15 protein-coding genes and 1 tRNA gene are annotated in these 21,815 nt (G+C 66.0%); 10 read left to right on the top strand and 6 right to left on the bottom strand.

Annotation, left to right across the window (positions count from 1 at the left end):
- Positions 1–152: 152 nt before the first annotated feature.
- Both glpX and recJ read left to right on the top strand, forming a co-directional pair.
- Complete coding sequence (gene glpX, locus IEW15_RS02430; RefSeq protein WP_229707757.1) at positions 153–1,133, top strand: class II fructose-bisphosphatase; 981 nt, start codon at positions 153–155, stop codon at positions 1,131–1,133.
- Between the two features lie 18 nt (positions 1,134–1,151).
- Positions 1,152–2,936 carry a single-stranded-DNA-specific exonuclease RecJ gene (gene recJ, locus IEW15_RS02435; protein ID WP_188574537.1) on the top strand — a complete coding sequence of 595 codons (1,785 nt, stop codon included), beginning with the start codon at positions 1,152–1,154 and terminating at the stop codon, positions 2,934–2,936.
- A gap of 27 nt (positions 2,937–2,963) precedes the next feature.
- Here recJ and IEW15_RS02440 read toward each other — a convergent pair whose 3' ends face one another.
- From IEW15_RS02440 to IEW15_RS02450, 3 genes are read right to left on the bottom strand one after another with little or no spacing between them, the layout of a single operon-like run.
- The gene (locus IEW15_RS02440) at positions 2,964–3,764 is read right to left on the bottom strand and encodes an ABC transporter ATP-binding protein (protein WP_188574539.1); all 801 of its coding nucleotides are present in this window, start codon (positions 3,762–3,764) and stop codon (positions 2,964–2,966) included.
- On the bottom strand, positions 3,758–4,735 hold the full coding sequence (locus IEW15_RS02445) for a FecCD family ABC transporter permease (RefSeq protein WP_188574696.1): 978 nt from the start codon (positions 4,733–4,735) through the stop codon (positions 3,758–3,760). Before IEW15_RS02445 ends, IEW15_RS02440 begins: the two co-directional genes overlap by 7 nt.
- A gap of 38 nt (positions 4,736–4,773) precedes the next feature.
- On the bottom strand, positions 4,774–5,739 hold the full coding sequence (locus IEW15_RS02450; RefSeq protein ID WP_188574540.1) for an ABC transporter substrate-binding protein: 966 nt from the start codon (positions 5,737–5,739) through the stop codon (positions 4,774–4,776).
- A gap of 228 nt (positions 5,740–5,967) precedes the next feature.
- Here IEW15_RS02450 and IEW15_RS02455 point away from each other — a divergent pair.
- Positions 5,968–6,042, top strand: a tRNA-Glu gene (locus IEW15_RS02455).
- Between the two features lie 127 nt (positions 6,043–6,169).
- Here IEW15_RS02455 and IEW15_RS02460 read toward each other — a convergent pair.
- Positions 6,170–8,077: a glycosyl hydrolase family 28-related protein gene (locus IEW15_RS02460; protein WP_188574542.1), complete on the bottom strand. Its 1,908-nt coding sequence runs from the start codon at positions 8,075–8,077 to the stop codon at positions 6,170–6,172.
- Positions 8,078–8,390: 313 nt separating this feature from the next.
- Here IEW15_RS02460 and IEW15_RS02465 point away from each other — a divergent pair, with 313 nt between their 5' ends.
- The 7 genes from IEW15_RS02465 to IEW15_RS02495 all read left to right on the top strand — a co-directional run bounded on the left by IEW15_RS02465 (position 8,391) and on the right by IEW15_RS02495 (position 17,651).
- Complete coding sequence (locus IEW15_RS02465) at positions 8,391–9,119, top strand: hypothetical protein (protein WP_188574544.1); 729 nt, start codon at positions 8,391–8,393, stop codon at positions 9,117–9,119.
- A gap of 332 nt (positions 9,120–9,451) precedes the next feature.
- Positions 9,452–9,976, top strand: a complete 525-nt coding sequence (locus tag IEW15_RS02470) for a GNAT family N-acetyltransferase (RefSeq protein ID WP_188574546.1) — start codon at positions 9,452–9,454, stop codon at positions 9,974–9,976.
- Between the two features lie 24 nt (positions 9,977–10,000).
- Entirely contained in the window at positions 10,001–10,237 is a 237-nt protein-coding gene (locus IEW15_RS02475) for a SlyX family protein (protein ID WP_229707759.1), read from the top strand.
- A gap of 397 nt (positions 10,238–10,634) precedes the next feature.
- The gene (locus tag IEW15_RS02480; protein WP_188574548.1) at positions 10,635–12,566 is read left to right on the top strand and encodes a serine protein kinase; all 1,932 of its coding nucleotides are present in this window, start codon (positions 10,635–10,637) and stop codon (positions 12,564–12,566) included.
- A gap of 149 nt (positions 12,567–12,715) precedes the next feature.
- Entirely contained in the window at positions 12,716–14,008 is a 1,293-nt protein-coding gene (locus IEW15_RS02485; RefSeq protein WP_188574550.1) for a YeaH/YhbH family protein, read from the top strand.
- A 72-nt stretch (positions 14,009–14,080) separates the two neighbouring features.
- Positions 14,081–15,520 (top strand): SpoVR family protein, encoded by a 1,440-nt coding sequence (locus tag IEW15_RS02490; RefSeq protein WP_229707760.1) that lies wholly within the window; start codon positions 14,081–14,083, stop codon positions 15,518–15,520.
- A gap of 307 nt (positions 15,521–15,827) precedes the next feature.
- The gene (locus IEW15_RS02495) at positions 15,828–17,651 is read left to right on the top strand and encodes a PAS domain-containing protein (protein ID WP_188574553.1); all 1,824 of its coding nucleotides are present in this window, start codon (positions 15,828–15,830) and stop codon (positions 17,649–17,651) included.
- A 121-nt stretch (positions 17,652–17,772) separates the two neighbouring features.
- Here IEW15_RS02495 and IEW15_RS02500 read toward each other — a convergent pair whose 3' ends face one another.
- Together IEW15_RS02500 and IEW15_RS02505 are read right to left on the bottom strand one after the other, a co-directional pair.
- The gene (locus IEW15_RS02500) at positions 17,773–18,348 is read right to left on the bottom strand and encodes a class I SAM-dependent methyltransferase (RefSeq protein WP_188574555.1); all 576 of its coding nucleotides are present in this window, start codon (positions 18,346–18,348) and stop codon (positions 17,773–17,775) included.
- 201 nt (positions 18,349–18,549) lie between these two features.
- Positions 18,550–21,798, bottom strand: a complete 3,249-nt coding sequence (locus IEW15_RS02505; protein WP_188574557.1) for an error-prone DNA polymerase — start codon at positions 21,796–21,798, stop codon at positions 18,550–18,552.
- Positions 21,799–21,815: the final 17 nt, after the last annotated feature.

Raw genomic sequence — 21,815 nt, forward strand, 5'->3', positions numbered from 1 at the left:
GATGAACATCCGTCGTCGGACGCACCCCGGCCGTGGCGTCGCTACCCGACCCTTTTGGCGGCCTGACCCTGATTTTGCGGTCGGGCCTCCTGACGGGTCGGCGGCGGCGTATCGGCATTCATCCGACGCTGACCGGCAATAAGACGAGAGCGATGATCGACTACACCCTGATGGATCGCAATCTGGCCCTCGAGGCCGTGCGCGTCACTGAATTCGCAGCCCTGGCCTGCTCACGAATGATCGGCAAGGGCGACGAGAAGGCCGCAGATCAGGCCGCCGTCGACGCGATGCGCCGGGCGCTGAACGGTCTCGACATCGATGGCACGGTGGTCATCGGCGAGGGCGAGCGCGACGAGGCGCCGATGCTGTATATCGGCGAAAAGGTCGGCTCTGGTCGCGGCCCGAAGGTCGATATCGCACTCGACCCGCTGGAAGGCACCACCATCTGCGCCACCGGCGGCCCCAATGCGCTGGCCGTGCTGGCGATGGCCGAGGAGGGCCGGTTCCTCAACGCCCCCGACGTCTATATGGACAAGATCGCGGTCGGTGGCGGGCTTCCGGAAGGCGTGGTGCTGCTGGAAAACTCGGTCCAGGCCAATCTGGCCAGTCTGGCCAAGGCCAAGGATGTCGAGATTTCCGATCTCACCGTCTGCATCCTCAACCGCCCGCGTCATGCCGAACTGATCGCCAAGACCCGTGAGGCCGGCGCGCGCATCCAGTTGATCGGCGACGGTGACGTTGCCGGAGTGATCGCGACCGCGCGCCCCGATACCGGCATTGATCTCTATATCGGCTCGGGCGGCGCACCGGAAGGCGTGCTGGCGGCGGCGGCGCTGCGTGCCATCGGCGGTCAGATGCAGGGCCGCCTGCTGTTCCGCAACGAAGACGAGCGGGGCCGCGCCCATCGGCTCGGCATCACCGATTTCGGCCGGATCTACAACCTGATGGATCTGGCCTCGGGCAATGTCATCTTCTCGGCGACCGGCGTTACCGATGGCTCGATGCTGCGCGGTGTGCATCGCATCAGCCATACCCACTGGTCGACTCAGAGCCTGATCATGCGGTCGAAGACCGGCACCGTCCGGGTGATTACGGCCGAGCATAATTTCGGTCGTAAATCGGCCTTCGATTGATCGGAGGGTCAAGACCTCATGTCCCGTGACGCCGCGGTTCTGGGCGTCGAGCGGTCGATGGGCGGGCGGCGCTGGGAAGCGCGGCTCGCCGATCAGCGTCTGGGACTGGCGCTTGCCCAGCGTCTGGACCTGCCCGAAATCGTCGGGCGGGTTCTGGCGGGGCGCGGCGTCGGGCTGGACACGGCCGACGATTTCCTGACCCCAAGCCTGCGTACCGCCTTGCCCGATCCGTCGCATCTGCGCGACATGGACCGGGCCGTCGACCGCCTGGCCGCCGCGATCGCGGCGCGCGAGCCGATTGCCGTGTTCGGCGATTACGATGTCGACGGTGCCACCTCGACCGCGCTGGTCAGCCGCTTTTTGCGCGCGCTGGGTGTGCCGGTGGTGGTTTACGTTCCAGACCGGATGACCGAGGGCTATGGCCCGAACGAAGCCGCCATGGCGATGCTGGCCGGGCGCGGCATCCGGGTGGTGATCACGGTCGATTGTGGCACCACCGCCTTTGCGGCACTCGACGCCGCCCGGCGGCTGAATCTGGATGTGGTGGTGGTCGACCATCATATCGGCGAGCCGGAACTGCCGGCGGCTCATGCCGTGGTCAACCCCAACCGCTTCGACGAGACCAGCACCCATGGCCAGATGGCGGCGGTGGGGGTGGCGTTCCTGTTGCTGGTGGGGTTGAACCGCGCGCTGCGTGATGGTGGCGTCTATGACCGGTTGGGCGTGGCCCCGCCCGATCTGATGGGCCTGCTCGATCTGGTCGCCCTGGGCACGGTGTGCGATGTGGTGCCGCTGACGGGGGTGAACCGCGCCTTCGTCTCGCAGGGCATCAAGGTCCTGGGCCGCCGTCGTAATGTCGGGCTTGCCCGTCTGGCCGACGTGGCCAAGCTCGACGAGACACCGGAAGCCTATCATCTGGGCTATGTGCTGGGGCCACGGATCAATGCCGGCGGCCGGGTCGGGCGTGCCGACCTTGGCGCACGACTTCTGGGCAGCGATGATGCCGACGAGTCGACCGGCATGGCCATGGAACTCGACCGGCTGAACACCGAGCGGCGCGAGATCGAGGCGGCGGTGGAGGCCGAGGCACTGGAACTGGCGGAACGCCAGGCCGATGCCCCCTTCATCCTGGTCGCTCATCAGGGCTGGCATCCCGGCGTGATCGGCATCGTGGCTGGGCGGCTGAAGGAACGCTTTCACCGGCCGGTCTTCGTGGTCGCGGCCGATGGCGCCGTCGGCAAGGGATCGGGGCGGTCGGTGCCGGGGGTCGATCTGGGCTCGGCGGTCACCGCCGCGCGTCAGGCGGGCCTGCTGGTCAATGGCGGCGGCCATGCGATGGCGGCGGGGCTGACCGTGCCGCTCGACCGGCTGGTGGAGCTGCATGGCTTTCTGGCTGAACGGATCGTTGCCCAGACGGGTGGCGAGCCGCCGGCGCCAAGGCTGGGGCTGGATGGCGTGCTGGCGGTGGGGGGTGCCACATCGGCGCTGGTCGATGTGCTGGAACGCATCGGCCCCTTCGGCACCGGCAATGCCCAGCCGCGTTTCGCGCTGTCGGCGGTGCGGATCCTGAAGGCCGACGTGGTCGGCCAGGGCCATATCCGGGTGATCATGGGCGCCGATGATGGATCGCGGCTGAAGGGCATCGCCTTCCGCGCGGCAGACGGGCCGGTGGGCGCGACGCTGCTTCAGGCCCGGGGTCTGCCGCTGCATGTGGCGGGCGGCTTGCGCCGCGACCGCTGGCAGGGGCGCGATGACGTCCAGATGTTCATCGACGACGTGGCCTCGGCGGCGGCCGGTCACTGATTCGCGGCCGGGCACTGATCCGCCGCCTCAGCCGGGGCGTCGCGTCCAGGGCAGCGGCACATTGCAGCCGTCGATGACGACCCGGCGGACGTCGACGCCATAGGCGCGGCCGATCGCTGCATCGTCCAGCGCCTGCGCCGGCGCACCGTCGGTCAGAACCCGGCCTTCGGCCAGCAGCACCACCCGGTCGGCGAACCGCGCGGCCAGCGCCAGATCATGCATCACCACCACCACGATCCGGCCGGCGGCCGCCAGATCCCGCAGCAGGCCCAGCACGTCCAGCTGATGGGCCGGGTCGAGACCGGCCAAGGGTTCGTCGGCCAGTACCACCTGTGGTGCGCCGGCCAGCACGCGGGCCAGATGCGCCCGCATCCGCTCGCCGCCCGACAGATGATCGACCCGGCGGTCGCGGAAGCCGGTCAAGGCGGTGCTGGCCAGCGCCGCCGTCACTGCCGCCTCGTCTGCCGCAGGGTCGGTGCTGCCGAATCGGCCGCGATGGGGCAGGCGGCCCAGCCGCGCCAGCGCCACGACGCTCAACGGCCAATGACAGGCCGGCTGCTGTTCCAGATAGCCGATCCGCCGTGCCCGCGCCCGGTCGCCCAGGGCCTGAAAGCTCTGACCGTCGATCAGGATCCGGCCGGCCGTGGGCGCCAGAAGCCCGGCCAGAATGGCGAGCAGGGTGGACTTTCCGGCCCCGTTCGGCCCGACCAGCGCGGTCAGTCCGCCGGCCTCCAGGGCGAGGTCGATGCCGTCGAGCACCCGCCGTCCCCCCAGATCGGCGGCGATGCCGCTGGCCATCATCTGTGGCGCCCGGTCGGGGCTCACCATGTGCCACGCTCCGCCCGTGCCCGGGTCAGCAGAATGTGCAGGAACACCGGCGCGCCGATCAGCGCGGTGGCGACGCCCACCCGGATCTCGGTGCCGTCGCCGATCAGCCGCCCGGCCAGATCGGCCAGCGGCAGCAATGTGGCGCCGCCAAGCATGCTGGCCGGGACCAGACGGCCGGGGCGATGGCCCACGAACGGCCTGAGCGCATGGGGCACGATCAGGCCCACGAAGCCGATGCCGCCGGCGATCGCCGTGGCGGCACCGACGCCGATGGCGGTCGCCGCCACCACCTGCAGCCGCAGCCGGCCCAGCTTCACACCCATCGACCGGGCGGTGCGTTCACCCAGGCCCAGGGCGTCGAGCCCGGTGCCGCAGCCGATCAGCAGCACCAGCGACAGCGCCGCGAAGGGGCCGAGCAGGGCGGCATCGGCAAGGGTGCGATCGGCGACCGACCCGATCAGCCAGTCGATCATCTCCAGCGTCGCATAGGGGCTGGGTGCGAAGGTCAGGGCCAGCGAGATGAAGGCGGTGGCAAGTGCGCCGACACCCACCCCGGCCAGAATCAGCGACAGCCCGCCGCCCCGGCCCAGCGCCAGCACCAGGCCAAGGCCCAGGCCGGCGCCCAGCAGGCCGGCGGCAGCCGGGGCAGGGCCTGCCCCGGCACTGCCGGCATGGCCGAAATAGATCGCGGCCACAGCCCCCAGGGCGGCGGTCGACGAGGCACCAAGCGTGCCGGGTTCCGCCAGCGGATTGCGGGTCAGACCTTGCAGGGCGGCGCCGCAGGCCCCTAGCACCGCGCCGATCATCATCGCGATCAGGGTGCGTGGCAGGCGCAGTTCCAGCATCACGATGCCCGATGCGGTGTCGGGCGCGCGCAAGCCCAGCAGCACGCTGGCATCGGGCATGATCCAGCCGCTTGGGCCATAGCCCAGCGACAGCCAGCCGACCAACAGCGGCAGCAGGATCAGCATGGCCCAGCTTGCGCGCGCACCCCAACGCGTCCGGCCGCTCACGACTTGGCCTCCTCACGCGTCGCGGCGGCCGGCGGCGGTGCGGCCAGCCGTGCGGCCACCGGCAGCAGGCGTTCGGCGATGTCCAGCGCGTCGGGCAGGCCGCAGACCAGCAGATTGCCCGGCACCTCGATGATGTCGGGCGCCGTGCCGCCCAAGGCCGTCAGCCGGGCCAGAGCCGGATGGCGGGGCAGGCGATGGACCAGCGCCGGTGCGGCGCCGGGCATGGTTTCGACCAGAATCACATCAGGGGCGGCACGGATCGCTGCTTCCAGCTCCACCCGCCAGTCGCCGCCCCGGCGTGCGCGGCCGTCGGGATTGAAGCGCTCGGCCATGATATTGCTGAAGCCGCCCAGGGTGAGCATGGCATGGGCAAGGCCGCCGGGGCCGACCATGCTGCCATCGGCGCGTAGCATCAAGGCCCGCAGCCGGTGGGGCAGGGCGGCGGCCAAGGCTTCCAGCCGTGCGGCATGGGCATCGAGCCGGGCGATTTCGTCGGCGGCGCGCCGTTCGGCCTGTGGCCCCAGCAACTGCCCGGCGCGGATCAGGCCGGCGCGGATCGTGGCAACGCTGTCGGCCGGGCGGAAGCGTTCGACCCGCACGCCCAGCCGTTCCAGCGCCGCCGCCGCCGCTGTGGCGCCGAACCGGCCGGCCAGAACCAGATCGGGCTTGAGTGCGTGGACGGTTTCGGCGCTGGCGCTGACCTGCGGCACCAGGGCGGCGTTTGCGGATTCCACCGACAGCTTCGGATCACGGGCCAGGGGCCCGATGCCGGCCACCTGACCGGGATCGGCCAAACGCAGCAACAACTGGTCGGTGCACAGGTTGATCGAGACGACACGCCCGGGCCGGACGGGCGCCGGCGCGGCCGGGTCTGCGCGCGCAGCCATGACCGGGGTGGCCATGAACAGCCCCGCCATGATCACGACGGCACGGCTGAAGGGCGATGGGCTGGGCCGGAACACGGGTTGTCTGGCATCCTTCGGGCACGAGTCATCCATGCCGCCCTGAAACTGCGCCGGGGCGGAAGGCGCCGATGGTGACGCAAGCCCCCGATCAGCGCAAGCGTGCGGACAGATGCGTAAACTGCTTGACGAGCGGCCCGGCCGCGAATATGAGTACGCCCCGTGGACGGCAGCAACGCCAGACGGCGCAACGCCACCGGCCACGAGGACATACGGTTTTCCAGCTATGCCCCTATCGTCTAGAGGTTAGGACACCGCTCTTTCAAGGCGGAGACACGGGTTCAATTCCCGTTGGGGGTACCATTTCCAGGCGCTGGCACACAGGCGCTTCCGCAGGCCGGTCCGGGTTCGGGCCGGCTTTTTTCATGCCTGGAAACTTTCCTGCCTGGAAGCTCTCGTGTCTGGAAACGGCCGGCGTGACAGCAGGCGATCAGGCGCCGTCGGCGAGGGGATAGACCTCGTTCGGCCCGCGCCCCCTGGTCCGCAGGGTTTCCAGAGACGCAGACACCAGCATGTCATCCCGCCCCCAGACCACGCGGTCACCGGCAATCGAGGCATTGACCATGGCGCCGGTGCGCACCGTCACGGTTGTGGCCGCGGGAAATTCGGCGGTCACGTCATAGGGCAGCCGGAAGGTCGAGATGTCGGTGGCGGTGGTATCCGCCGGCTCCAGGATCTTGTGCCAGCGCCCGGCGGCGGTATAGAGCCACCGGCCCTGATAGTCCGTCTTGGGGAAGGTTGCCGCCACCGTCACTGTGGTGTAGCCGGTGGTGGCGTCATAGCTTGCCGACGAGACGGTGGCGGTCAGCAGGGTGGCGAAGATCGGCAGGCCAAATTCGAACTGCCGAGGATCGAGCCGCACGTCCAGCCCGTGATGGGGCGCATGTTCGACGAAGACGTCATCGTTCACACCCATACCCAAGGCCGAGGCAGTGACACCTGGAAGCGTGTACCAGTGCTCGGTCGTGGTGGTGTAGTCGGTCCAGATGAGGGCACGCCCCGTGTGACCGTTGGTCGCCGACGCGACCGTGCAGCGATTGTCATAGTTGGCACCGGCATTGATGTCGCTGAGGGTGCCGACATGGATGTTCCCGGCCGAGGCAACAGTGACGGTGCCCTTGCGCTTGAGCAGGTTCGGCATCCGGGCGTCGATGAAACAGGTGGCGAACTGGTCGGTGTTGCCGCCCAGATAGCCGATGCCGCCCATCCAGGCGATCTTCGGCCAGGTCGGCCGCAGCGAGGCATAGGTGGCGCCGGTGGTGCCATAGCTGCCCTCCAGCACGATCTGCGGGGCATTGCCGGCGCCACCCATATGGCACGTGCTGTCACCGGTCAGCGATGCTGTGCCCTTCATGATGATGCGCGGGCTGGCAATGCCCGCCAACAGGAAGTTCGACAGCTTGACCGAGCCGCCGTCGATATGGAAGCCGCCTTCCGTGGGAGAGCGTGACGCGTCGCCGAAGCAGTCGATCTTGCCTTCCTGGATGGAGATCTCGGCGCCGCCCGCCACATAGACGCCACAATATCGTGGCTGTTCCAGATGCAGGCCGTCGATATTGAGGTTGTTGGTGCCATTCAGAAAGATGACGGCGGCATCGGTCTGCGGTGTGGGCGTGACAGCAGGGCGTGCCTCCGGCCAATAGATGTCGATATCGGCCCAGTTCATGTCGTAGACGCCATCGACCACGATGGCGGGGCCCTTCTGCGACCAGAAGCGAAGCTTGCGCAGCATCCAGAGATGCGCGCCGTTCTGGATCTCGCCGACCGGATAGGTCAGGCAGATCGCGCCCCTGGTGACGCAGTTCTTGAAACCGACATTCTCGATCAATCCCGAATGTCCGCTTTCGGCATAGAGGATGTAATCTTCGGGAATGTCGGCCTGAAGCGCGCTGCCTGGGCCTGTGCCGATCAGATTGGTGCGGCCGTACATGGTGATGCGCCGGGTCAGCTTGTAGGTGCCGTCGCTGACATGGACCGGGCCATAGAAGCAGGCCGCCTCGAAAGCATCGCTGTCATCGGTGGTGCTGTCGCCCCTGGCGCCGAAACAGCGGACGTTCAGCCGTTCCTTCGCCGCCGCGACCCGGCGCCAGAGACCTGGGCCGCTGGTCTGGCCGGTGGGCACGATGCGGGTGCCGCCGTCATCCGGTGTGGTGTGGCCGGCGATGATCTCGGTGGATTTCCAGGCCGATGCGTCCCACTGGAACAGGCCGCCGGCGCCGTCGCCGGCTGTGTGATAGCCAAGCACCCGGGCCATGGTCCAGGGGCCGGTGGTGGGCAGGCCGCGCAGGTCGGCGATGGTGTCGACGATGGCCAGTTCATCGATGTCGTGGATTGCCATGGATCTGGTTCCCTCATAACGGGCGCCGGCAGGTGGTGCCGGACCGGTTTGCAGGACCAGGGTAGGCAGGCATCCCTGCTCTGTATCCAATGGCGGTGCGGCCGCATTGCGGCCACATCGAGCGCCTTGACCCGACCTCGCCACTTGACCTGTCGCCTGCGAAGCGGTTTGAGTAGGGCCGAGCGCGGGAGCGCGGCCGGAAGACGCCGTGCCCGGCGTCGCGGTCGGTACAGATCGGCGGCAGTTCGTGGCTCCGCCACAGGCGCTGCCCGCTGAACACCCATAGCGGACGCTGACGAGGAACGAACACGGCATGTCTCTGGGCCTGAATGCCGGGCGCCGTCGCGAGAAGCGGCGGCGGCGGCTGATGATGCTGAAATGGCTGGCGGCGCTGGCGATCATTGCCGGCGCCGGCGCCTATGCCTATCGCACCGGCGCGATGCTGGCGGAAGGCGAGGTCCGGCGGCTGGAACAGTCGCTGGCCGATCTGAATGGCCGGCTGTCGACGCTGGGCGCCGAAAACGCCCGGCTGCGCGAGGCGCGGGAAAGCGCGCTGATCGAGGTTGAACAGTGGCGCCAGCGCTATGAAAAGGACGTCCCCACAGGCCAGCTTGCCGAGATCTTCGGTCGTGTGCAGAGCCGTATGGCCGATGGCGTGAAGCCCGAGCGGCTGAATTTCGTGATCGGCGCGGTCAGCAATGAGCGCGATTGCGAGGGCAGCCCGGTTTCGAAGCGCTTCATCCTGCCGACGTCGCTGTCGACCGGCAGCAATGATGCGGTGACCTTTGCCGATGGGCTGATCACCGTCACTGGCCGGGGCGAGACCTCGGTCAACGACAAGGGCGACCGTGAGGCGTGGTTCGACCCCGCGAAGCCAGTGACGATGCGGTTCATAGAGATCGGCGGCCGGGCCACGGAAGCCGTCGGCACATTGCCGCTTCAGCACACCATGGTCATCGGCGACCGCGAATACCGCTTCGCGGTCAGGGCCAGCAATCGCAGCTTCGTGGAAGTGTCGTCCGACGTCTGCGCCTACCCATAACGATATCGGGCCCGTAACGACCCGGACCCGTAACGCCACCGGGCCGCGAGGAACCGTGCGGGTCTATGATCCCGCGTCATGGAACCATCATGACGGGGTCATCCGTCTGACATCGGGCCGCGGCATGGTGATGCCGGCTTCCACGAGCGGCCTCGTCGCCTTAACGGGGGCGGGGCCATCGCGGAAGCGGCGATTGCATTCACGGAAAGGCCGACCTTTGCCCCGGGCTCGCCCCCGGGGCATTTTTTTGCCCGCTGGACGTGATCCATCCGCCCATGCTACCCGCAGGGGGCCGGATGGCGGGCGGCTTTCATAACGGACAGGGCGGGGCGATGATGCGGACAGGCTGGCGGGCATTGACCCTGAATGATCTGCCGCAGGTGGGGGCCCTGGCCAATACGGTGCATCAGGCCTATCCTGAACGGCCTGAGGTGGCGGCCGAACGTCTGCGCCTGTTCCCGGCCGGCTGTTTTGTGGCTGAGGTCGATAGCGCCTTCTGCGGCTATGGCCTGACCCATCCATGGATCGACGGCGCGCCGCCGGCGCTCGACAGCCTGCTCGGAGGATTGCCTGCCGCGCCCGACTGCCTGTATGTCCATGATGTGGCACTCAGCGCGGCCACGCGTGGCCGCGGGCTTGGCCGCGCCCTTGTCGGTCGGCTGAAGGAACTGGCGGCGGCCCAGGGGCTGCCGCGGCTCAGCCTGATCGCGGTCGGCGGATCGGCGCCCGGCTGGCGCGCGATGGGATTTCACGAGGTGCCGGTCGAGCCGGCCTCGGCACTGGCGGCCAAGCTCGCAAGCTATGATGCCGATGCGGTGTACATGACCTGTCCGGTCAATGCGCCGGCCGTCCGGTAACGGTGCTGGATGGAGGGCGTGCCCATGAGTGGCGATGATGCGGCCGAACGGCTGATGGCTCTTGAGGAACGCCTTGCTCATCTGGAGCGGGCGCTCGACGATGCCTCGGCCGAAATCATCCGGCAGGACCGGCTGGTGGGCGCGCTCAGCCTGCGGTTGCGGCGGCTTGAACGGAGCATGGCCGAGGGCGGCGGCGGTCATGATGGCGGCGGCCACGGTGATGATGACCACGACGACGCGCCGTCTCCATTCATGCCGTGAGGCCGCGCTCCGGGTGCACGATGTCGGGAGAACCAGCCGCGGCGATTTGCCGCAGGGCCGTGGGCGGCTGCGGTTCCTCAGCCTCATCTTCTCGTCCATCACGGCGCACCGAACCAGTTTTTCCTTGAAGCGAGGATGTCTGGGCAACAAGTGATTTATATCGGAGCCGGGCGTGATGCGCCGTCGCTTCGGCCGGGGGCGTTCGGCAAGTCTCCGGGTGCACGAGATCGCGGGGCAACCGCGACGATCGCCATCGACCTCTGCGTCTGCCGGCGTTCGACCGAGCCGTGCCCGTGATGAGAGCGATTGCTCGGTCCCGCGCATGACGAACGCGACCCGGCGGCAGGGATCTGGCTGACCCCCGCGACAATCGCTTCAACGGACGGGAAGGGCGATCATGGAGCAGCCCAAAACCTCTTTCGCCAGTCTGATCGAAAAGGATCGTGAGGAACGGACCTCTCACGACTGGTCCGGCACATTCCTCGATTATCTGGAAAAAGTGCGGGACACGCCTGAGATCACGACACTGTCGCATGCCCGTATCTACGACATGATCATGAAAAAAGGTGTGGATCTGATCGGTGGTGCCGATGATCCGCGCCTGCAGCGCCTGTTCGGCGATGAGCCGGTCAAGACCTACCGGTTTTTCTCGGACGAGTTCTTTGGCATGGAACGCACGATCCAGCAGTTCGTGCGTTATTTTCATTCCGCGGCCCTTCAGGGCGAGGAAAGCCGTCAGGTGCTGTACCTGATGGGGCCGGTGGGATCAGGCAAGAGTTCACTGGTCGAGCGGCTGGAGCGCGGGCTTGAGGAAGCGCCGCCGATTTTCGCCATTGATGGCTGCCCGATCCGCGAGGAGCCCCTGCATCTGATCCCGCGTCATCTGCGCCGGGAATTCGAAAAGATGCTGAACGTGCGCATCGACGGCGATCTCTGCCCGGTGTGTCGCTGGCGGTTGAAGGAGGAATTCGGCGGTCGCTACGAGGAAATGCCGGTGCACACCGTTTCAATCTCGAAACGGGCCCGGCGCGGCATTGCTGTCGTGCCGCCGGTCGATCCCAACAACCAGGACACCTCGGTGCTGATCGGATCCGAGGATATCTCCAAGCTCGACCGCTTCTCGGAAGGCGATCCGCGGGTTCTGGACCTGAATGGCGCCTTCAATGCCGGCAATCGCGGCATTGTCGAGTTCATCGAGGTCTTCAAGAACGAGACTGAATACCTGCACGCCATCCTGACTGCAACCCAGGAGAAGTTCGTGCCCGCCCCCGGCCGCCATGGCACGGTTTATGTCGATGAGTGCATCGTCGCCCATTCGAATGAGGCCGAATGGCAGAAGTTCAAGTCCGATCACACCAACGAAGCAATCCTCGACCGCATCGTGATGATCCGGGTGCCATACAATTTGCGCTTGTCGGAAGAGGTGAAGATCTATTCGAAGATCCTCGGCAAGTCGGGATATCGTCATCACATAGCGCCGCATACGCTTGATGTGGCAGCCATGTTCGCCATTCTGTCGCGTCTGGCGCCGACGCCCAAATGCGACCTGATGACCAAGCTCCGGCTCTATAATGGCGAGGAGGTGGTCGAGAAGGGCCGCGCCAAGAAGATGGATGTCGACGAGTTGCGCGACGAGTCGATGTCGGAAGGCATGAGCGGGATCTCGACCCGGTTCATCGTCAAGGCGCTGGACAACGCGCTGGCCGACAGCCCTGAGGGGATCACGCCGATCCACATCCGCGAGGCGCTGATCGCCATGGTCAAGGGCAGCGAGATGCCCGACGACCGCCGCAAGCACTATATGGAACTGCTGCAGGACACGATCCACAAGGCCTATCTCGACATTCTGGAAAAGGAAATCACCCGCGCCTTTGTATACGCGTATGAAGAACAGGCCGAAACCTTGTTCCAGAACTATCTGGACCATGCCGAGGCCTATATCAACCGGACCAAGGTCAAAGACCGGAACACCCGCGAGGAGTTGCAGCCCGACGAAGCCTTCCTGAAATCGATCGAAGAGCAGATCGCGATCATCGGCACCGCCGCCGAAGGCTTCCGTCAGGAGGTGATTGCTTATCTGTGGGCGGCGACCCGGCGCGGCGAGAAGGTGCATTACTCGTCCTATGAGCCGCTGAAGGACGCCATCGAGCGCAAGCTGACCAGTTCGGTGCGCGATATCAGTCGGATCATCACCAAGGCCCGGACGCGCGATGAAGACCAGCGCGAGAAATACGACCAGCTGGTCAAGAACCTGCTCGGCAATGGCTACAACGCCTATTCTGCCGATGTCGTGTTGAAATATGCCGCCAACAATCTGTGGAAGGACTGAGGTTCGCCAGTCTTATCAGACAGCTCATCAAGGACCAGTCTCATCCAGGACCGCGTGGATCAGGCCGGCCGGTCGGACACCGCCACATGGCGGAGGCCGGCCGGTGACCGGTCGTCGGGTACGCGGCAGCACGAGGACGGTACAGCTGAATGGCGACGATTTTCCGGGACTATGCTCAGAGTGAAGGCTTGCGCAGTGACCGCAGCGCCGGCGATCGGCAGCGTCACCGCGAAAAGGTACGCCGGGCGATCCGCGACAATGTCGCCGATCTGGTTGCCGAAGAGGCGATTATCGGCCAGTCGCGCGACAAGACCATCAAGGTGCCGATCCGCGGCATCAAGGAATACCGCTTCATCTTCGGCGAGAATTCCGGCGGCGTCGGGCAGGGCGACGGCGACACCGCCGAAGGCCAGGTCGTCGGCAAGGCCGGTGAGGGGCAACCCAAGCCTGGAACCGGCCCGGCCGGGGACCAGGCCGGCCGCGATGTCTATGAAACCGAGATCACCCTCGATGAACTGATCCAGATCATGTTCGAGGATCTGGAACTGCCCGACATGGAGCGGCGCAAGCTGCGCGAGGTGATCTCGGAACGGACCCACCGCCGCAAGGGCTATCGCAAGAGCGGTATCCGGGTCCATATGTCGAAACGCCGGACGGCGATTGCGCGGGTGCGCCGCAAGATGGCGACCGGTGTGCCGTCGGGCGATGATGACGAGGCTGATGTGGCCCTCGACGATATCGATGATGATGAGGATATGCTCGCGGTCGATGTCGAGGACGATTCGGGCGCCGGTGCCGCCGGCCCGCGCTTCCGGTTCCGCAAGGACGACCTGCGCTATCATCGGATCAGGCCGCAGGTCGAGCCCGAGAGCAACGCGGTCGTGCTGTGCATCATGGACACCTCCGGGTCTATGGACACGATGAAGAAGTATCTGGCACGTAGCTTCTTCTTCATGCTCTATCAGTTTGTCCGCACCCGTTATGACAAGGTGGAGCTGGTCTTCGTGGCGCATGATGCTGTGGCGCGCGAAGTGACCGAGCATGATTTCTTTCACAGAGGCGAGAGTGGCGGCACGCTGATTTCCAGCGGTTATGAAAAGGCTCTGGAAATTATCCGTGAGCGCTATCATCCGACATTGTGGAATATTTATGCCTTCCATTGTTCGGATGGCGATAACTTCCCCTCCGACAATGATCGTACCGTGGCTGCCGCCACCGAGCTGTGCGCGGTTTCCAATCTGTTCGGCTATGGCGAGATCAAGCCGAACGCCTGGCGGTTTCGCGATGCGACCATGCTCGACGTGTTTCGGCGGGTGAAGGCGGCGAACTTTCACATGCTCAGCATCGAACGCAAAGAAGACGTCTGGCCGGCTTTCCGCGCGCTGCTCAGCAAGGAGAAGCAGCCGGAACGCGAGGCCGAGGCGGCCCCTACGCCGGCCTGACGGCGTCGAGCCCCGCGCCGGCCACCGATGGTTTGATGGAAGGGTTTTTGGCCAATGGGCATGAGCTGGACCATGCGTGACCTGGAATACTGGGATGCGCGCATCCGCGACAAGGTCACGGCGTTCGACCTCGATACCTATGATCAGGAATTCGACATCTGCGATCGTGACCAGATGATCGGGTTCATGGCCTATCACGGCATGCCGGCGCATTATCCGCACTGGTCGTTCGGCAAATCCTATGAACGCCAACGCACGCTCAATGATCTGGGTGTGGCCGGTCTGCCTTATGAAATGGTGATCAACAGCAGCCCCAGCATCGCCTATCTGATGCGGGACAATTCGCTCTGTCTCCAGGTTCTGACCATGGCTCATGTCTATGGCCATAACGACTTCTTCAAGAACAATTTCTATTTTGCCCGAGGCACCCGGGCGGAACTGATCCTGGGGCAGGTGAAGATGCATGCCGACCGGGTGCGCAGCTATGCCGAAGACCCGTCGATCGGGCTGGAGGCGGTGGAGCGGGTGCTGGATGCCGCTCACGCCCTGTCGTTCAATATCGGCCGCAACCCCGCGGTGCCGCGGCTGACGCCTGATCAACAGCGCGCGCGGGCGCTGGATCGGGCGCAGGGGACACATGATCCGTATGCCGCCATCCATGCGCGCAAACCGTCGGTGCCGGCGGCCGCGGCTGCCGTCGAGTTGGAGCGGATACCAGCAGATCCCGATCCCGATCTGCTGTTGTTCATCCGCGATCATGGCGGTTATCTGGCCGACTGGCAGCGCGATCTGATCGGTATCGTCGACGAGGAGGCGCGGTATTTCCTGCCCCAGATGGAAACCAAGATCATGAACGAGGGCTGGGCCAGCTTCTGGCACCGCGCGATCATGAACAGCCTGGATTTGCCCCCCGACATCCACATGGAATTCCTGGTGCGCCACAATCAGGTCGTCCGGCGCATTCCCGGTGATGTGAATCCATACTGCCTGGGTCTTGCGATATGGGACAAGCTGGTCGCCGAGGAGGAAGGCGTGTGGGAGCCGGGACGCGGTCTGCCGGGCGCGCCATCGCCGGCCACGCGTCAGAAACTGTTCCAGATTCGCGAAAGCGAGCGCGACAGCAGCTTTCTCAGACGCTTCCTGGACGAGCCGATGATGCGGGATCAGGATCTGTTCGCCTATGAACCGCGCGGCAATGATCTCGTCGTGTCGAAAGTGTCGAACGAAGCCGGCTGGCGCGAGGTCCGCGACCGGTTGATCCGGCAGACCGGCACCAATGCCATGCCGATGATCCGGGTCGTCGACGGGGATTATGGCCGCAGCCGCGGATTGCTGCTGGAACATGTCCATGACGGCCGCGACCTTCAACTGGGCTATGCGGAAAAGACTCTGGATCACGTCTACACACTTTGGTGTCGGGACGTGCATCTAAAGACTGTGGTGAATCGTGAGACGGTCATCTTAAGTCGTGGCGCTGACGGGTTTCGGACACGGGTACTCCGCGACGAGTGACCCCGCATTGACAGACAGTCGCTTTAGTGGTTCAGTTCGCTGTCTACTTCGCGCAGGCGATAAAAAAAATCGGGAACAAACGGCCGGATCATGAGTGGTGATGCAATCGCATCGCCGTGGCATGGTTACGGCCGTTATCACCGGAGATATCCGGCTGGGGGAGGCCGCGGTGGATCGGGTGGGACATGGGGTTCAGCGCGTGGCCTGGGGAGGCTTGCACATCCGGCGCAGGCGTACCGACCGTCAACCGTTTGCCAAGGCGACGGATGAGGCGGCGTATGCCCGCGCATATCTAGGTGTCGGAGACGTGACGGCTGCGGGCTATCCGCTCGATGCCGTTGCGGCCGTTGCGGCGGGCTTGTGCCTTGCGGTTGGTGTGGCAGGGCTGTTCGACCTTCTGGGCGTCGTCACCATTCCGCCGTCGGCGCTGGCGGGCGGTCTGGTCGTGGCCGGTCTGGTTTTCGGGGCGGTGCTGGTCGTGTGGCTGCTGGCGCTGCGGCGCAGTGCCGCAACCCCGCGCAGCCTGATCGATGGCGTCGGACTGTTGTGGGACCGGATCAATGATGGCGTCGTGCTGCTCGACAGCAGCGCGCGGGTGGTGGGCTGGAATGGTGGTGCCGCCCGGATGACCGGCCTGGATGCCGGACGCGTTGACGGCTTCACCATCGATCACGTCCTGGCGGGTGACGATCTGGAGGCACGGCTGGCGATGATCCGCCAGACGGTGCGGCAGATGGGAAGCTGGCGCGGCATGCTGGATTTCCGGCGCCCGGATGGCCGGATCGGCCAGTGCGAGACCTTGGTGATGCAACTGGCGGGGCCGCAGAGCGGTGGCGCGCGGATGATGGCGATTGCCCGCGATATCACGGAGCGCGCCGAGGCCCAGCACGAGGTCACGCTGCGCGACCGCCGGTTGAAGGCCCTGATCGAGAACGTGCTGGATGTCGTGCTGATCCTGGATCGCCACGGCGGCGTCAGTTTTGCCAGTCCGAGCACCGGACGTGTCCTGGGTCTCGATCCGGCTCAGGTGGAGCAGATGGCCTTCGTCACGCTGGTTCACCCTGATGATCGTGCCCGTATCGCCGATGTCTACCGCACGGCGATCGACGATCCGCATCTGACGGCGGTGATCGAGTTCCGGGTCCGCCATCGTCTTGGCCACTGGTTGACGGTGGAGGCCATCGGCCGCAGCCGGTTCGAGGATGCGGCGGTCGGCGGCGTGGTGGTCAATCTGCGCGACGTGACCGGGCGCAAGCGGGTGGAGGTGGCGCTACGCGCCGCCAAGGAGCAGGCCGAGACCGCCAATCAGATCAAATCGCAGTTCCTGGCCAATATGAGCCACGAACTGCGGACGCCGTTGAATGCGGTGATCGGATTTTCCGAGGTTCTGACCGCCGGTTATGCCGGAGAATTGACGGCAAAGCAGCGGGAATATGTCGGTGATATCCGGGTTTCGGGCCAGCATCTGCTGTCGCTGATCAACGACATTCTGGATCTGTCGAAGGCCGAGGCGGGCAAGCTCGATCTGGTGGAAGAGGTCGTGCGTCTACCTGCCGTGATTGCCCAGACCCAGGGCATGCTGCGGGAGCGGGCCGAGGCGGCGGGGGTCGTCGTGGACATCGATCTTGTCGGGGATCTGCCGCCGATGACGGGCGACGGGCGCAAGATCAAGCAGATCGTGCTGAACCTGCTGTCGAATGCCATCAAGTTCACGCCCTCGGGCGGACGGGTGGTCATGCGGGTCGAACGCGAGGCCGGCGGCGCGCTGGTGGTGACGATATCTGATTCCGGCATCGGCATGTCGGCCGATGAACTGTCGGTGGCTCTGGAAGCTTTCGGTCAGGTCGACAGCAATCTGAACCGCCGTTTCGACGGCACCGGGCTTGGTCTGCCACTGGCCCGTATGCTGGCGGAACTGCATGGAGGCACGCTCACTCTGGCGAGCGAGAAGAATGTCGGCACCACGGCGACGCTGATATTGCCAGCGGCCCGCATCATCGCCGCGGGAGGGGACGCGAATGTCGTTTCGCTGCCGGTCACTGGTGCTGCCGGGCTGCCGGGCGGGCTGCTCGGCGGACATGACGGCATGGGTGCGGGCAATTTCGACCGCGCTGTGGCCGGTCCCTCCTGATCGCCGGCCCTCCTGATCGCCGGCCCCTCCTGATCGCCGGCCCCTCCTGATCGCCGGCCCCTCCTGATCGCCGGCCCCTCCTGATCGCGATGCACGACATGACATCTGCCGGTGATCTCTGTCAGCCGGTGCGACGGCGATAGGTCCAGACCGATGCCGGCCACAGATTGAAGGGGACGAAGCGGGTCCGGCGACCATCGATGTCGGCGCGATCGAAGGGGACCGGGCTGTCATACCAATAGGTGAACTGAACGAAGCAGCCGGCGGCCGGACGTGCCAGATCCAGCGCGTCCTGCAACAGCCGGCGGCGCAGCGCGTCGGGGCGGCCGCGCAGGGGCAGGCCGGAGACGACGCCGCGGATGCGGGGCTCGATACCGCCGCCGATTTCGGTGGTGAGCAGTCGGCGCAAATCGAAGGCGGATCCGGTCAGCACGGTGGCGCGTGGAAAGCTGCGCTGGACGTGGTCTGAGAAACTGGGGTTCAACTCGATCAGCACCAGCCGATATTCGTCGATGCCGCGGTCCAGCAGGGCGCGGGTGACGACACCGGTGCCGGGGCCCAGTTCCACCACCGGGTCGGTGCCGTCGGGATCGATCTCGGCGGCCATGGCGGCGCCAAGGGCGCGGCTGGACGGTTGCTGGGCGCCGGTGCGCAAGGGTGCGCGCAGAAATTCACGCAGAAACAGACTATCGGCCATGTACAGATCATCCGTCAGTGGTCGCGGAGACCCGGCATCAAATACCGGTGGCTCCGAACACCAGTGGTCGAAGGCCTGCGGCTCTGCAGGCATGTCCAGACATTATCATAGCGATGGTTGATGAGGGTGATCTATGACATATCTACGGCTTCGGCCGGTGACGCGTTGATGCCTGGTGACGGGTTAATGCCAGGTGACGCGCTAATGAAAGTCGCGGGATCTGAGGCGCAGGGCTGGTGGCTCTGACGGCGCGGTCGGTTCCGCGGTAATGTTCAATGCCGCCAGATGGGCGGCTGTGGCGGCATCATCGGCCCGACTGATGGCCGCGGTCAATGCCGGCTCCGCCGTATCCAGTGCCTCGACCAGCAGATGGATGACCTGCCCGCTGCGCTCGACACGGCCGCGGGCGATCAGGATGCGGCCGGTATGGACCAGCACCCGGTATCGGGCAACCATATCGGGCCGCACGATCAGGTTTGCATGGCCGGTCTCGTCCTCCAATGTGATGAAGATGATGCCCTTGGCGGTGCCCGGACGCTGGCGGGTGGTCACCAGTCCGGCCACGGCCGTGCGGCTGCCGCTTTTCGCATGGGCGAGGGATGCGACCGGCACCACACCCTGCGTGCCCAGTTCCGCCCGGATCAGGGTCATCGGGTGGTGGCGCAGGGTCAGGCCGGTTGCGGCATAATCCTCCACCATCGCCCGTGCCGGCGGGGTGGCTGGCAGAGGGGCCTCGGGCTCGGCCATGCGGCCGTCATCGCCCAATGTCGCAAACAATGGCAGGGGATGTGTCTCCAATCGTCGCAACGCCCACAGCGCCTGCCGCCGGTCCAGCTTCAAGCTGCGGAAGCCATCGGCTTCGGCAATCCGGATCAGGGTGGCAGGCGGCACAGCGGCCGCGCGCAGGGCATGGGCGGGCGAGGCATGACCCGTGGCTGGCCGCGTCGCCACCAGCCGGCGGCCATCGGCTTCGGCCAGGCCCTTCACCAGCCGCAACCCCAGGCGCAGCGCCGGCTGTCCGACCTTCCCGACCTCCCCAGGCTCCAGCGTACAGTCCCAGGCACTGTGATTGATGTCCACCGGCCGGATCTCCACCCCATGGCTGGCCGCATCGCGGATCAGCTGCGCCGGTGCATAGAATCCCATCGGCTGGCTGTTGAGCAGCGCGCAGGTGAAGGCCGCGGGATGGTGGCATTTCATCCAGGCCGAGACATAGACGATCAACGCGAAACTGGCGGCATGGCTTTCGGGAAAACCATATTCGCCAAAGCCTTCCAGTTGCTTGAAGCAACGTTCCGCGAAGACCGGATCATAGCCGTTGGCGATCATGCCGCCGATCAGCTGGTCGTGGAAGCGGTGCATCGATCCACTGCGCCGGAAGGCAGCCATCGACCGGCGCAGGGCATCGGCATCGGCGCCGCTGAATCCGCCGGCGACCATGGCGATCCGCATCGCCTGTTCCTGGAACAACGGCACGCCCAGGGTTTTCTGAAGCACCGCGCGCAGGGCCTCGGACGGGTATTCCACCGGCTCCAGCCCGGCGCGCCGGCGCAGATAGGGATGGACCATGTCGCCCTGGATCGGGCCGGGACGGACGATCGCCACCTCGATCACCAGGTCGTAATAGGTGCGCGGCCGCAGGCGGGGCAGCATGTTCAGCTGGGCGCGACTTTCCACCTGGAATACGCCCACCGCATCCGCCCGGCACAGCATGTCGTACACCGCCGGATCCTCGGGCGGCACCGTCGCCATGGTCCAGTGGCGGCCGGTGGTTTGGGCGATCAGGTCGAACCCCTTGCGCAGCGCGGTCAGCATGCCCAGCGCCAGAATGTCGATCTTCAGGATTCCCAAGGCATCCAGATCGTCCTTATCCCATTCAACGAAGGTCCGGTCGGGCATCGCGGCATTGCCGATCGGCACGGTTTCCTCCAGCGGCCGCCGGGTCAGCACGAAGCCGCCGACATGCTGCGACAGATGCCGTGGAAAGCCGAGCAGGCTGGCGGCCAGCGTCAGCGTTGCCCGGATACGTGGCGCATCCGCATCGAGCCCGGCCTCGATCAGCTGATCCCGCCCGATCGGATCGTCCGACCGGCCCCAGATCAGCCCTGAAAGCCGGCCGGTGGTGTCGTCGTCCAGGCCCAGTGCCCGACCGGCATCACGCAGCGCGCTTTTGGGGCGATAGCTGATCACGGTGGCGGCCAGCGCCGCATGGGCGCGGCCATATTTCGTATAGATATGCTGGATCACCTCCTCGCGGCGCTCATGCTCGAAATCGACATCGATATCGGGCGGCTCGTCGCGGGCCTCGCTGATGAAGCGTTCAAACAGCAGATCCACTTTCGACGGATCGACCGCGGTGATCCCCAGCAGGAAACAGACCACCGAATTCGCCGCCGAACCACGGCCCTGCGCCAGAATGCCCCGATCGCGGGCGAAGCGGACGATCTGATCGACGGTCAGGAAATAGGGCGCATAGCCCATACGGCCGATCAGATCGAGTTCGGTGCGGATACGGGCCTGTATCTCAGACGGCGGACCATCGGGCCAGAGCCGCGCCGGATAGCGCCAGGCCAGCCCCTCGCGGCAGCGCCTTTTCAGCGCGCCTTGCGGGGTTTCGCCATCAAGACCGCCTTCCAGGGGATAGTCATAGGAAAGCTCGTCCAGCCGGAACAGCAGCCGGTCCGAGATCCTGCGGCTGGCGGCGATCGCATCGGGATAGCGGGCGAAGCGGCGGATCATCTCGGCGGGCGGTTTCAGATAGCGGTCGGCATTGCGGGCCAGACGGTACCCGGCCTGATCGATCACCACATGCTCGCGGATGCAGACCAGCAGGTCGGCCAGCACCCGCCGTTCCGGGACATGCATCCGGACATCGCCGGTCGCCACCATGTCGATCCCCAGCCGGCCGGCCAGGGCGTCAATCCGGGCGATGCGGATATCGTCGTCACCGCCCAGAAGATGGCGGGCCGCCAGATGCACCGCATCGGGAAAGGCGGCGGCCAGCCGGGCTGCGGTTGCGGCATGCAGATCCCAGTCGGGGTGAGGGCCGCCGGCCGGGCAGGACATCGGCGGCAGCAGCAGGATTTCATGATCCGGCCCGGCGGCCAGAATATCGGCCAGACGCAGATCGCAGCCGCCCTTTGGCGCCCGCCGCTTGCCCAGGGTCAGCAACCGGCACAGCCGGCCATAGGCCGCCCGGTCGCGTGGATAGACCAGCATCGGCGGCGCATCGGCGGGGTCCAGTCGGGCCCCCACATGCAGCACCATTCCCAGTTTGCGCGCCGCCACATAAGCGCGCACCACCCCGGCCAGACTGGCACGATCGGCGATCGCCATCCGATCGAAGCCATGGGCCGTGGCCGTGGCCACCAGTTCTTCAGGATGCGATGCACCGCGCAGGAAGCTGTAATTGCTGGTGATCTCCAGTTCGACACATCCTGGTGCCTGCATGGGAATTGGGCCCTGAT

The sequence above is a fragment of the Tistrella bauzanensis genome, assembly GCF_014636235.1.
Classification (GTDB): Bacteria; Pseudomonadota; Alphaproteobacteria; order Tistrellales; family Tistrellaceae; genus Tistrella; species Tistrella bauzanensis.